This is a genomic window from Cupriavidus sp. HMR-1, from assembly GCF_000319775.1.
Taxonomy (GTDB): domain Bacteria; phylum Pseudomonadota; class Gammaproteobacteria; order Burkholderiales; family Burkholderiaceae; genus Cupriavidus; species Cupriavidus metallidurans.
In genome coordinates this window covers 45,792-59,423 of sequence record NZ_ANKP01000028.1, presented here as the reverse complement: position 1 = coordinate 59,423, position 13,632 = coordinate 45,792, and the positions used below count along the sequence as shown (strand labels likewise).

Sequence of the window (13,632 nt, the reverse complement as noted above, 5' to 3'; positions counted from 1 at the left end):
GGGGGCCTGCTACGTTGGAAGTAGGACACCAACGATCGCCAACGGAGGAGACCTTGCGCGACCCGACCACCCCCCAGGATTTCGTGCTGCACCCCACCCGCGGCTTGCTCTACCAACCCGTGTCACGGTTGGTCACTTTCGGCAAGGCGTCCTACCTCCCGCCGGGCATGCTCAGCGCAGCGGTGGAGGACCCCACGCCGGCCCGGGCTGCACCGCAAACCCCGGCCACTCCGGTGGAACAGGCGGAGTCGACCATCCTGGACTTCTTCGCGGTGATGCTGCTCAGCCACGTGGTCGGGTTCCTCGCGCATTGCCATCTGCTGGGCGAGGCCCTGGAAGTCGGCATCGAGGCGAACGACGCTTACCGCAAGGGTCCCGGCAAGGCATCGGCCCCGAACCAGCTCAACCGCAACGCGGTCCCGTCGAACGTCACCGAGTTCGGCCCTCGACGGATGGGCTGGCTGGCGCGCTCGCAGGTCAGCTTCGGCCGCCGGTGACCCCATGACCGCGCTCGTCCTCGACCCACGCGAGACCGTGATCGCCGAGAACCCCGGCGTCCGACCGCAGCTCGTGGACGACCTGATCTGGACGATCCGGCGCGGGGCGTCCGGGCCGGAGGTCCAGACGGTCTACAGCAGCATGGTGATGGGCGGCACGCTGCGCATCCCCCCGGCGCTGCTCGACCTCGCGGGCGAGAAGGCCGGCGTCCTGCGGGCCCAGCAAGAACGCGGCATCCTGGACCATGTGGCGGACGAAGCGATGCTCACACGGGCCGCCGAGGACGCTCAGGCGAGCACGGGTCAGGCCCAGGTTTCGCGGCAACGGGCGAGGCTCTGAGGCGCTGCTGTTGACGCTCGCGATCACCGGCGACAGCCAGCAGCCCACCGCCCAGGTGGGGCATATGCGTGGTTGGCCGCCCGCGTCCGATCGGCGTCCGGCCAGGCCCGCCGGACGGTAAAATGCGTGACTTTTCAGAAATCAGCACACGCACCACGGACCGCCACCTCATGATCCGCACCATCCTCCAACAATACCGCGACAACTCCACGTTCAACCGAGACCTTGGCGATCGCTTCGAGCGCTTGATGCGCGCCTACCTGAAGCTCGATCCCAAGTACGTGGGGCAGTACGAAGATGTGTGGATGTGGAAGGACTGGCCCCACCGGGCTGATCTGGGCTACAACGCGCCCGACACCGGCATCGACCTGGTGGCCAAGCTACGTGATGGAGAGGGTTTCTGCGCCATCCAGTGCAAGTTCTACGAGACGCCCATCCAGATGAGCGACTTGGGCAACTTCTTCACGCTGTCGGGGAAGGGCGGCTTCACGCAGCGCATGGTCATCGCCACGGCCTCGCTGAGCAAACACGCTGCCGCGGCGCTGGATAATCAGACCATCCCCGCGGAGTTGCTGACCCTGGAAGATCTGGACGAGGCCCCGATCGACTGGTCCCAGTTTTCGCTCGACAAGCCCGAGCAGCTGCGAAAGCGTCCGAAAAAGACCCCGCTCCCGCACCAGAATGAAGCTCTGGCCGATGTGGTCAAAGGCTTCGCCTCGAACGATCGGGGCAAGCTGATCATGGCGTGTGGCACCGGCAAGACCTACACGTCGCTGGCCATCGCCGAAAAGATGATCAAGCCGGGCCAGAACGTCCTCTTCCTGGTCCCCTCCATCGCCTTGCTGTCGCAAACGCTGCGCGCCTGGACGGCCGACACCAGCGTTCCGTTGCGGTGTTTCGCCGTCTGCTCGGACAGCGCGGCGGGGCGCAACGAGGAGGACATGCGGATCTACGAGCTGGCGTACCCGGCGACCACCAACGCGACGAAGCTGGCGAAATCCTGGCAAGACACTCACAACGACGACGCGGTGACGGTGATCTTCTCCACGTACCAGTCGATCGAGGTTGTTCACCGCGCCCAGCAGAAGACCGGCATGGTCTTCGATCTGGTGATCTGCGACGAGGCGCACCGCACAGCGGGCTACACGGCTCCGGGCGACGAGCCGTCCGCTTTCGTCAGCGTCCACAACAAGGACTACATCCAGGCGCACAAACGCCTGTACATGACCGCGACCCCGAAGATCTATGCGGAGGCCAGCAAGGCCAAGGCGGAGGAGTCGGAGATCGTGGTGTATTCGATGGACGATCTGGCCACCTTCGGCCCCGTGTTCCACCGCCTGCGGTTCGACGAAGCCGTACGTCGCGATCTGCTGTCCGACTACAAGGTGTTGATCATCGCGGTCGATGAGCTGCACGTGAACGAGGTCCTCAACCGCCGGATCGCGGACAGCGGGGACGAGTTGAAGCTCGACGACGCGGTGAAGATCGTCGGCTGTTGGAACGGGCTCGGCAAGCACGTGTCGGTCGACGACGGCATGGACGTGTCGGTCGATCCCCAGCCGATGCGCACGGCGCTCGCGTTCGCCCAGTCCATCAAGCACTCGAAGCTCGTGCGATCGGAGTTAGAACGCATCTCCAACGACCTCTCGGACGACCTGGAATACCTGCCGGCCCTCGAGGCCAAGCACGTCGATGGCACCATGAACGTCGTCGACCGGAACCGCAGCCTGTCGTGGCTTAAGGAGAACATCGGCCAAGACGAGGACGTGTGCCGCATCCTGACCAACGCCCGATGCCTGACCGAAGGCGTCGACGTGCCGGCGCTGGACGCCGCGATCTTCCTGAACCCCCGCGATTCGGTCGTGGACGTGGTTCAGTCGGTGGGGCGCGTGATGCGCAAGGACCCGTCCGGCCGCAAGAAGTACGGCTACGTGATCCTGCCCATCGGCATCCGCAAGGACGCATCCCCAGAAACCGCCCTGGACGACAACAAGAAATACCGTGTTGTCTGGCAGGTGCTGAACGCGTTGCGGGCCCACGATGATCGCCTGGACAAGCAGTTCGCGACCATCGACCTGACCGGCAAGGGCAACGGGGTGGTGAACGTGATCGGCGTGGGCGGTGGCAACGACAGCAGCGACCGCACGCCGCAGCAACTGGGCTTCGCGTTCGACCCGATCGAGCTGGGCAAGTGGCGCGACGCCATGTTTGCGAAGATCGTTCGCAAATGCGGTAACACCCGCTACCTGGAAGACTGGGCCAAGGACGTGGCGGACATCGCCGAGCGCCACCAGATGCGCATCCGGGCGTTGCTCGATCGCCCATACTCGAAGGGCAAAAAAGCGTTCGACGAGTTCCTCAAGGGTGTGCGGAAGAACCTGAACCCCAGCGTCAGCCAGGACGACGCCATCGAAATGCTGGCGCAGCACATCATCACCAAGCCGGTGTTCGATGCGCTTTTTGAGGGCTATGCGTTCACGAGCCTCAACCCGGTGTCCCAATCCATGCAGAAAATCATGGACATCCTGGAAGCCCAGGCCATGGACAAGGACCATGACACGCTGGAAGGCTTCTACGCGAACGTGCGCGAGCGCGTGTCCGGGATCACCGACCCCAAGGGGCGGCAGAAGATCGTCGTCGAGCTGTACGAGAAGTTTTTCAAGACCGCGTTCAAGCGGATGGCGGACCGCCTCGGCATCGTCTACACTCCGGTGCCCGTCGTCGATTTCATCCTGCGGAGCGCGGACGCTGCCTTGCAGGAGCACTTTGGCCTCCGGCTGGCAGACCGCAACGTTGACATCCTGGACCCGTTCACGGGCACCGGCACGTTCCCCGTGCGTCTGATCGAAACCGGGCTTATCCCACCGGACCAACTCGCGTACAAGTATCGCAACGAGCTGCACGCGAACGAGATCGTCCTGCTGGCCTATTACATCGCGGCGATCAACATCGAGGAGGCGTTCCACCGCATCGCTGGTGGCGCCTACGAACCGTTCCCGGGCATCGTCCTGACCGACACGTTCCAGATGAACGAGCCGCAGGCCGGGGACCTGGACGAAGGGTTGCCCGAGAACCACGAGCGCGCGGACAAGCAGCGCTCGCGGGACATCCGCGTCATCGTGGGCAACCCTCCGTACTCGGTGGGCCAGGAGAGCGGCGACGAGAACAACCAGAACCTCAAATACGCGCAGCTCGACGACCGCATCGGTGCCACGTACGCGGCGCACTCGACGGCGACGCTGGTGCGCAACCTGTACGATTCCTACATCAGGGCGTTCCGGTGGGCCTCGGACCGGATCAAGGACGAGGGTGTGGTGTGCTTTGTGACCAACGGCACCTGGATCGACAGCGCGACCATGGACGGCTTCCGCCGGTCGCTGGGCGACGAGTTCTCCGACGTCTACGTGTTCAACTTGCGGGGCAACGCGCGCACCCAGGGGGAGCAGCGCCGGAAGGAGGCCGGCAACGTGTTCGACGCCGGCTCCCGCACGTCGGTGGCGATCACCTTGCTGATCAAACGCAAGGACCACACGGGGAAGTCCAGGATCCACTACCACGACATCGGCGACTACCTCTCGCGGGAGCAGAAGCTCGATGCAATCGCTGGGTTTGAAAGCTACAAGAGCGTCCCCTGGACCGAGGTCAAGCCGAACGAGCACCACGATTGGATCAACCACCGAAGCGGTGATTTCGGCACCTTCACCGCGATGGGCGAGGAGCCGCAAGCCATTTTCGCCACGAAGGCGCTGGGCGTGTCCACGAACCGCGACGTGTGGGTGTACAACCATGGGCGTGCAGCGTTGGAAGCAAACGCCAGGCGGATGATCGACTTCTACAACGAGCAGGTGGAGAAGGTCTACACGCCTCATCAGAAGCAGAACGAGAAAGATGTCGCCGGCAAGGTGGCGATCGCCCCGACGAAGATCAAATGGACGCGGGGCCTTCGCACGTCGCTGGCGCGCGGCACCCGATCGACGTTTTCCGAATCGTCGATCGGCATGGCACTGCATCGGCCGTTCTCGAAATCGTGGCTCTACCTGGACTCGATCTGGGCCGAGTACAAACCGACGAAGATCTGGCCGTCGATCGACTACACGAACCTGGTGATCTCGGTCATCGGCGTCCCGGAGCGCAAGGGCTTTTCGTGCCTCATGGCCAACGTTCCGTGCGATCTGCACATGATGGACACGGGGCAGGTGTTCCCGTTGTACTGGTATGAGCAGCAAACGGCGCAGCGCCAGAAGGGCCTGGCCTTCGGCGACGAGGGCGGTGCATCGGACGGTAACGGCTTCATCAAGCGTGACGGGATCAGCGACGTTGCGCTCGAAACCTTCCGCAAGCAGTACAGCGATCCGTCGATCACCAAAGAGGACGTCTTCTTCTACGTCTACGGGATCCTGCATTCGCCCCAGTATCGCGAGCAGTACGAGGCGGACCTCAAGAAGGTGTTGCCCCGCGTCCCGTTTGCCACCGACTTCCGAGCCTTCGAGCAGGGCGGGCGCAAGCTGGCCAAGCTGCACCTGGACTTCGAGACCGTAGAACCGTGGCCCGTGCAGATCGAGGCCAAGCCGCAGGGGGACATGGACCCCTTCACGTACTACCGTGTCGACAAGATGCGGTTCGCATCGGCCGGTGGGCGTGAGAAGGACAAGACCACGCTGATCTACAACCCCCGCATCACCCTCAAGGGGATCCCGGCGGAGGCAGTCGATTACGTGGTCAACGCGAAGAGCGCGATCGAGTGGATCATGGAGGAGTACCAGGACTACACCGAGGGGGAGAGCGCCATCCGCAACGATTCGAACGCCTGGTCCCGCGAGCACGACGATCCCGCGTACATTCTGACGCTTCTGCAACGCGTGATCCGCGTCAGCGTCGAAACGATGGGGATCGTTCGGACCCTCCCGCCGCTGCAAGGTTGAGCGTTGGGCCGTCGCGCCCTCGGAATGCCCGCGCAGGGCACCCGAACGGGCGCGGACGATGGCGGTCAGCGACGCGAGTTCGGCGCGGCTGAGGGGCGGCGGTTGGCTTGGGCCACCCTACCTCCGTGGGTGGTCGCAGGCACTGGCGCGTTTCCCCGCTTCTTGGGTTTGTACTTGCAGGCAGGGAAGTTGGAACAGGAACGAAACTCCCCGTAGGGGCCGTTGCGCAAGACCAAGACCCCTCGTTTGCACGACGGGCATTCTTCCTCCTGCACGACCTCACCATCGGTGTCGGTGATCGACACCGCGCCGTCCTGCTCGAGTTCCCGCAAGAAGCTCGAACGCTGACCCCGTGCCGTGAACATGGCCACGCTGCGCCGTGCCCTGGTCAGGGCCACGTAGAACAGTCGACGCTCTTCCCCGTCAGGGTAGTTGTCCCCGGCGGGCATGGCCAATCCCAGTACCGGGTCGTCAGTGCGCGTGTTCGGAAAGCTCCGGCCGCGTAGAACGCTCAGCATTTCCGGCAAGATCACATAGTCGGCTTCACTTCCCTTCGATCGGTGGACGGTGAGGAACGACACGTCCACCCAGCGCTCGAAGCGGGCCTTGTTGGCCGGGACGTACTGTCGATCGGCGTTGTACCGGCCAAGCACGAAGACCGAAATCTTCCCATCGCGCCCAGGCGGGATGCTGCCGTCCTGGACCCCATGGGCCAGTTTCATCACGAACTGGTCGATGGCGTCGGCCAGCTTTTCCTTGTTGTCCACTTGGAACGCTTGCAGCACGGGGTCGATGGCGGGGGTGACCGACGTCACGCGTTTGCTGATCTGCGCTGGGTTCTTCGACACGAACCGGCTGGACACGTCGCACAGCGCTTGCGGACAGCGGAACGTCTGTTCAAGCTTCAGCACCTGCCCGTGGCCGAACCATTCCCGGAAGCCGGTCATCACCGACACGTCGGCGCCCGCGAAGCGGTTGATGGACTGCCAGTCGTCGCCCACAGCGAACAGGTATCGCCCGGGCTTCTGAACCAAGGCGCGGCACAGTCGGGCCCGAGCCCGTGAGGCGTCCTGGAACTCGTCGGCCATGACCAGCTCGTAGGGCGCCTCGTAACGACCGCTTTCCAGGTGCTCAGCAGCCAGGTTGAGCATGTCCTCGAAGTCGATGCCGTCCTCAGCTGCCAACGCGGCATCCCACGCTTTGATGATGGGCTCGGCGATGTCGAGGAACATGCGGTACCGGTATTTGAACGCATCGTCCGGCAGGGCGTCCAGGCGTTGGCGCAGCGCCGCCACGGTCAAGCAGTTGCTTTTGGCGTGGCTGATGAACGTTCTCAGCAGGTTCACCAGTTCCTCTGGCTCCATGGGCTTTTGACCGCCCGAGGGAATCTCGCGATCCGGGTTGGGATCCAGTTGGATGCCCCGGCGGGTCAGCTCGCGGGACAGGTGCTTGAACACATCGCCGGTGCGGATCTGGTGCGACGTCGTTTCGATCAACGACGTCCCACGTTCCCGATGCAGCTTGCGCTTCCAGTCGACGCCGGCGAGGTAGTCGCCAAAGTGTGGCGGAGCCTTGCCGTTGGCGTCCAGGGCAAAGTGCTCGTGGTACAGCTCGATCCCTGGGTAAAAGAAGTCCGGGCGGTATTGGCGATGGTCTTCGTCGGCGGTCTTGAACTTGTAGCGCTCTTCGTAGCGGTAATCCACGCCGTTGTAAAACAGCCAGTTGGAGAGGGTGGCCTCTTCCTGGCTGCGCACGCGCGTCCCGTCGGCGGTGAGGGTTCGGCCGTTGCCTTGATCGTCCCAGACGTCGGGTGAGCCGTTCGATCCGAACGCAGGCAGATCCTTCCCAAACACGAACCGGAAGAGGTCCCATTGGGTTCGGAAGGTGGCGGAGCGGTCCTTGAGCTGGTCGACGATTTCGGTCAGCTTGCTGATGCCGCCAGCGGTGTCGGTGGCCCAATCCGGGACGTCCGGCTTTTCCTTCGTGGCCTTGCCGATGATGGCAAGGCCCAGGGCGTGGAAGGTTGAGGCTTCCACCGCGACGTCGTTCATGCCGAGCCGCTCGAACGATTTGGCGGCACGATCCGCCAGTTCGACGGCGGCCTGCTTGTTGAAGGCCAGCATAACGATCCGCTTCGGTGCGACGAAGCCCCGGTCGATCGCGTAGGCGGCCTTTGCCACCATGGTGGACGTCTTGCCCGAGCCGGCCGACGCAACGACCTGCACGCGGTTGTCGAAGCAGATCACGGCCCGCGCTTGCTCCTCGCTCAGCGCCTTGCGCTCCGCCCGGTCGAACAGGTCCTTGCAGGCCTTCAACTCGCGCTTCGTATGGGCCTCGTTGAGGGCGGCCCAGTAGGGGCGATGGTCGGTTTCCCATTGGACGAGGGAGCGCTCGATGTCAGCGGCGTCTTTTCCCAGTCTGGCTTGCACGTTGGCCTTCGTCATGCGTGCACGAACGGCCTTCACGTCGATGGACGGTCGGGCCGCTTCAATGGCCGCCTGCACCTCGTGCGTGATCCATCGCCGACCGGCTTCTGCAGCCTGCTCTTGCTGGCTCTTGTCTTCCAGCCAATCGAGCACGGTCTGATGTGCGTCGCGGACGAACGCCACGTCCTGGCGGATTTGCTTCTCGACCAGCGCAGCTTCCGCAGCACTGGTCAAATCGGTCCCTCGGGCGTTGGGCAGCCCGTCCACCTTCACGACCCGCGAGGGGCCAGGGTGGAGTGTGACGTCGGTCCAGAACACGCCCGGATTCACCTGGTACGAGCCGGCGTCATCGACGTTGACGGCGTGCGTTTTTCCATCCACCGTCAACGACAGTTTCAACCCGTCAAGCAAGAGGCGCCAGTCCGGCGATCGTGTCAGTTTTCGGCCCCACGCGGAGGGAGCCCATTCTTTTTTCATTGTCTGCTCTGCAATAACCCCGGAATCCGGTCTCGGTCATGCCCGAGACCCGGTCGCGCCATGATAGCCCGACGCTGCTTTGCAGGCGGGCGACGCACCCCTTGGCCATGCAACGAGCATCTAAATCGCTCGTGGCCACGGCATCGAAAGTTGGTTTTTTCGGTTCCCGGCAGGTCTCAACCCGAACCGTACAGCTTCTCCTCAATGCCCGCATCGAGCCAGGCTGCGAAGCGCTCCACGGTGTTGATCGTGGTTTCGAGGGAGGCTTGGCTGACGTGCACCATGGGCGGTGCCAACCAGGTCCGCGCGTCCGGGTCCAGACGATCGAGCAGTTCTACCTCGCGGGCGTCCAGGAACACCGAGCGCTCGGCGCCTGGTTTCCGGTCGGCGTGCTTGGGCCGGTTGGTGGTGATCTCCAGGTCGTGCTGGATGCTGTTGCGCGTCAGTACGATGTCTTCCAGGACGGCGATGGGCACCGGGCCGTCGCGGAACGAGATCCCGAACGCGTGGCTGAAGATCCGGTTGTAGCCCCGCACCCAACCTCGACGGAACACGCGTTTGCGCTCCTCCTCGGTCAGGTCTCGGCAGTGCAGCTTGTGGCGGGTGTGCAGGTACGCCTGCAACGCCGACGAGAGCATGCACAGGCAGGCATGGCCCAGGACGTCGATCGAATCGGTGGCTTCCTGCCATTCGAGCATGAACGCGGGTTCCGGGTCCTCCGAGTACGGCGGCACAAACGGCTCTTCCTTGTTCTCGATCTTGGTCCGACGATCGACGAAGGGCGCCGACGAACTGGCGTAAAGCTGCCGGATGAAATCCAGGCGGCGGTTCAGAAACCAGGCCACGTCCATGGCGGTCCCCCGATTGGATGTGTTCGAAATGTTGCGCCCGGCGCCTTGACGGCACCGGGTGCCGTGTCCGCTTACGCGGTTGCGCGCGCCTTCTTTTTCTTGACGTATTCGTCAACGAAAGCCTTGATGCCCTCGCTTCGTGGGAAAGCCTTCTTCGCCGCGGCGGGCGCGACGATGCCCGCGTCGAGGAGACTGGCCAGCCCATCCTTCCACCGTGTGAGGAGTTTGTCGTTCAGGAACTGTTCGATCTGCTCGAACGTGGCCACGTTGTCGATCGGCGCGCCGGTAGCCACGTACACATCGGCGACCACCTTGTTCCCGTCAATGGACGGGAGGGGTGTGGTGGCTGCAATGGCGATGATGCGGGCCAGCAGGTCCGCCTCCGTGTCCGTCCCGCCACCCGCGCGCATCGTGCTCATGAACACGTTCATAACGTCGGCACCATACGTGCCGCAAATCAGCAGCGCGTCCTCGCTGTACTTCAACAACAGTTCGGGTTCGGTGTAGCTGGGATGGTAGATCAAGCGGCGATAGCCCTGGGCGTAGGCGCTCTCCATCGACGGCAAGAAGGGCAGTTGCCGGATCGCTTCTGGCACGTCCCAGTCCTTCGATGGCGTCGAGCGGTGGCGCGCCATGATGCGGGCGGCCGGACCGGCGTGCTCGGTCAGCGCCAATGAGGCCGCCACGAGGTCCATCGCGGAATGTTCGGCGATGACGGCGGACCCAAACAGCAACAAGCCGTTCGTACGTTCAGCGAGCGCATCACGCAAAGGTCCAATGAGCGGCGTCGGCAAAGCGTCGGCGGTTCCCATCGGCGTGATCGGTTCTATCGTGGGCCATGCTCCGGAGAACGGCACGCGCGCTTGCAACTCGCCCTCGTCGGTGACGACGCCGATCAGTGCCGTTTCTTCGTCCACGTGCCCGTCCCTGGACGTGACCATGAGCCGGACGTCCTGGTGGAGCATCTCGGGCGTCGGGGAGTCGAGCAGCACTGCGACACGGTGCCCCGAGTCGAGCGCATACCTGCAAGCCGTTTCCAGACGGCTCGCGGTTCCGTCCCAGGATTGCTGGTCGAGTTCGAGAGGGCCGACCACCAGCAACGTACCGCTGGGCACACGATCCAGGCCTGACGACCAGATGCCGTATTCGCCCAGGTCGATGGCGCTGGACCATCCGTTGCCGGCGCGTTCGGCGTAGAGCAGCGCGCCGTCGGTGGCGTCCTCGTACACCTCCAGTAGGGCGTCGATCGCCTTCTGGGCGGTCGCGATATAGACGCCGGGCACGGGACCCGACGGCCAGATCTGCGGGGCCCCGCGGGCGACGACCGCGCCGGGCGGCGACAAGGCGACGAGCAACTCCTGCGGCGACATATCGACCGCGTAGCGCTTCTTCAGGCGGAACACCAGGCGACCGGTCGAGGTGGTGTCCAGCTCGGTCGCGGCGACGCGCTCGGGGAACGCCATGACCTCGGGCCAGTTACGAAGCCCGGGCAATGCTGCGATCAGGTCGAGCGCCTGGCCATGACCAAGGGAGGGGTGCGTGGGCTGCAAAAGGCCGCGGACGAGCCCGGCCAGCAGCTTCAACTGCTGCGTATCCATTGCTTTCTCCTGGGCGGCAAATCCGGTGCACGCTTTGCGGACCGCCCATCGAAAACAAGGACTATGGAATGGGGTAGGTGCGGTGAGACATCGTCTTCGTCATGCCCCGAAGGGCGCGTGCGGCAGGCGACGACAGCCTGCCACCACTATATCAGTAGTACGCGCTCGAATGTGATCCGATGGTCTTCATGTCCTCTCGACGACGGCAAGCGTGCGATGATACGAACCGCGCAATCAGACGGGACGCGTTCGTCATCCTCCAACCGCGCATAGCCGTTCGCGTGGATTATCGTAAAACCTCAAACTCTTTTATGGCAAAGTCCATCGTTCTCGAGTTGCAGGACCTCGCTTCTGACGGCGATCACGACATCAACGATCTGCTCCGCAAGACGCTGGTGGTCGCGACTAAGCTCGAAGTCAAGGAGTTCCGCGCATGGGCTACCGCCGAACTCCACGGATACACCGGAGAGGCTCGCAAGACCCTCCCTCCATATCGCCTCATCCGTGGAGAGATGAGCCTTTATCATCCGACGATGGGGCCTGTTGCTTTTCGGGCCTTGCCGCAGCAGCTATACAATGAACTGGTACTGATCAACGTCACCGAATCCGTGGCCTCGCTTATTCACTTGTTGGACCGTGAGCAGACCGATAACGTTGTTTATGATTTCTCCCCTGAACAAGAAAGGATCCTGAAATCACTGCCGGTTGAGAGCCTAAAGCGCTTCAGGGCGACCCGCACGGTCGCGAAGAACCGGATCATGGCGCTCCTAGATGCTGTGCGGACGACAATCTTGGAATGGGCTCTTACGCTTGAAAAAGATGGCATCATGGGAGAGGGGTTATCATTTTCCGAGAAAGAGAAACGAGCCGTTATGCAGACCTTCAATATCAATAATTTTCAGGGCGTTTTGGGAAATGTGGAAGCCGGTGCTTCGGTTACCCAAACGAATACCCAGCAGGTTATGGCCGCTGATTTTGCGTCCCTCGCACAACATTTGGCGGGCAGAGGGGTCAGTCAGGATGACCTTGACGAGTTGCAGTGCGCAGTGCAGGAGGATCCCAAGCCTCGGTCAATCGAGCACCTCGGTCCGAAGGTCAGCGCCTGGGTCTCTAATATGGTCATGAAGGCCGCTTCGGGCACGTGGAATATTGGGATCGCGGCGGCAGGCGGTTTTTTGGCAGAAGCTCTGGGTAAGTATTACCACATCATTTAGCACCTGATGGAACCGCTGAGCCTTCACCGCGCGATGGGCAACCCCTCCCACTCGGTGGTGTAGCTCGGGGTCTTCGCGTTCTGGCTCATGTGCCAGGCCTGGTGGCCCTTGACGTTCCCAACCCGCAGGGTCCCGCGACCGAAGCGGTCGTTCACGGCATCGAGCGCGGCCATCAGGCGCTCGCGTCGTGGCGCGGGCCCGGCGAACAGGTCGGCTTGCTCGACCGCTCGGTCCGTGAGGTCCAGCAGCATGACGCCCGCCTTGGCGTACTTGAAACCAGGCTTGTACAGGCGGGCCAAGCCGGCCAGCGCGGCTTCCACCAGGCGTAGGGTGTCGCCCACCGGGACGGCGAGCGGCACCACCACCGCGGCGCTGTACTGCTTGTCCTGCTTGCGGAAGGGCGAGGTCTGGATGAACACGTGGACCTGGCCTGCCTTCAACCCCTGGCGTCGCAGGCGCTCGGCGGCGGTGGCGGCGAAATCGCGCACGGCGATCGACAGGTCCTCTTGCAGCAGCACCGGATGACCGAACGAGCGCGAGCAGATGATCTGCTTCTGCGGCTGGGCCTCGGCCTCGAACCCGTAGCAGGCGATCCCGTTCAGCTCGTGGACCGTGCGTTCGAGCACGACCGAGACGGTGGACCGGATGAACGACGGGCTGGCCCGCTTCAGGTCCAGCGCGGTGGCGATCCCGTCGGCGACCAGGCGCTCCCGCAACCGGCGGCCGACGCCCCAGACCTCGCCGACCTCGACCAAGCCCAGCAGCTCGTTGCGATCGCGCTCCGGCAACGCGGTCAGGTCGCACACCCCCGACCACGGGCGCCCGACGTTCTTCTTCGCGATGTGGTTGGCCATCTTCGCCAGGGTCTTCGACGGAGCGATCCCCACGCAGGTGGGAATCCCGATCCAGCGCAGCACGCGCTCGCGCATCAGTTGGCCGTAGACCGTCAGGCTCCCGGCGAGGGTGCCCATCCCGGTGAGGTCCACGAAACACTCGTCGATGCTGTACACCTCCTGCACCGGGCTGAACTGGCCGAGGATGGCCATCATCCGGGCGGACATGTCGGCGTACAGGGCGTAGTTCGACGACAGGGCCACCAGGCCGGCCTCCTGCACCAGGTGGCGGATCTGGAAGAAGGGCACGCCCATCTTGATCCCCAGGTCCTTCGCCTCCTGGGACCGTGCCACAGCACAGCCGTCGTTGTTCGACAGGACGATGAGCGGGCGGCCGTTTAGCGCGGGCCGGAACACCCGCTCGCACGAGCAGTAGAAGTTGTTCCCGTCGACGAGGGCGAAGGTCGGCATGGC

Annotated in this window: 8 protein-coding genes; 4 read left to right on the top strand and 4 right to left on the bottom strand. The window is 63.7% G+C overall.

What is annotated here, in order from left to right; genetic code table 11:
- Positions 1 to 53 precede the first annotated feature (53 nt).
- The 3 genes from D769_RS03375 to D769_RS03365 all read left to right on the top strand — a co-directional run bounded on the left by D769_RS03375 (position 54) and on the right by D769_RS03365 (position 5,759).
- Positions 54 to 497, top strand: coding sequence for a hypothetical protein (locus D769_RS03375; protein ID WP_008642096.1), 444 nt, complete (start codon positions 54 to 56; stop codon positions 495 to 497).
- Positions 498 to 501: 4 nt separating this feature from the next.
- Complete coding sequence (locus D769_RS03370) at positions 502 to 837, top strand: hypothetical protein (protein WP_008642095.1); 336 nt, start codon at positions 502 to 504, stop codon at positions 835 to 837.
- A gap of 122 nt (positions 838 to 959) precedes the next feature.
- Positions 960 to 5,759 (top strand): type ISP restriction/modification enzyme, encoded by a 4,800-nt coding sequence (locus D769_RS03365; RefSeq protein WP_008642093.1) that lies wholly within the window; start codon positions 960 to 962, stop codon positions 5,757 to 5,759.
- A gap of 65 nt (positions 5,760 to 5,824) precedes the next feature.
- Here the strand turns inward: D769_RS03365 and D769_RS03360 are convergent, their stop codons facing one another.
- The 3 genes from D769_RS03360 to D769_RS03350 form a co-directional block, all read right to left on the bottom strand.
- A complete protein-coding gene (locus tag D769_RS03360) occupies positions 5,825 to 8,662 on the bottom strand; it encodes a UvrD-helicase domain-containing protein (protein ID WP_040010841.1) in 2,838 nt (945 codons plus the stop codon).
- Positions 8,663 to 8,838: 176 nt separating this feature from the next.
- On the bottom strand, positions 8,839 to 9,513 hold the full coding sequence (locus D769_RS03355; protein ID WP_008642091.1) for a hypothetical protein: 675 nt from the start codon (positions 9,511 to 9,513) through the stop codon (positions 8,839 to 8,841).
- A 71-nt stretch (positions 9,514 to 9,584) separates the two neighbouring features.
- Entirely contained in the window at positions 9,585 to 11,111 is a 1,527-nt protein-coding gene (locus D769_RS03350) for a hypothetical protein (protein ID WP_008642090.1), read from the bottom strand.
- 281 nt (positions 11,112 to 11,392) lie between these two features.
- On the opposite strand from D769_RS03350, the gene D769_RS03345 reads away from it, so the two are divergent.
- Positions 11,393 to 12,325 (top strand): hypothetical protein, encoded by a 933-nt coding sequence (locus D769_RS03345; protein WP_152414921.1) that lies wholly within the window; start codon positions 11,393 to 11,395, stop codon positions 12,323 to 12,325.
- Positions 12,326 to 12,348: 23 nt separating this feature from the next.
- Here D769_RS03345 and D769_RS03340 read toward each other — a convergent pair whose 3' ends face one another.
- Positions 12,349 to 13,629 (bottom strand): Y-family DNA polymerase, encoded by a 1,281-nt coding sequence (locus D769_RS03340; protein WP_008642085.1) that lies wholly within the window; start codon positions 13,627 to 13,629, stop codon positions 12,349 to 12,351.
- Positions 13,630 to 13,632 lie beyond the last annotated feature (3 nt).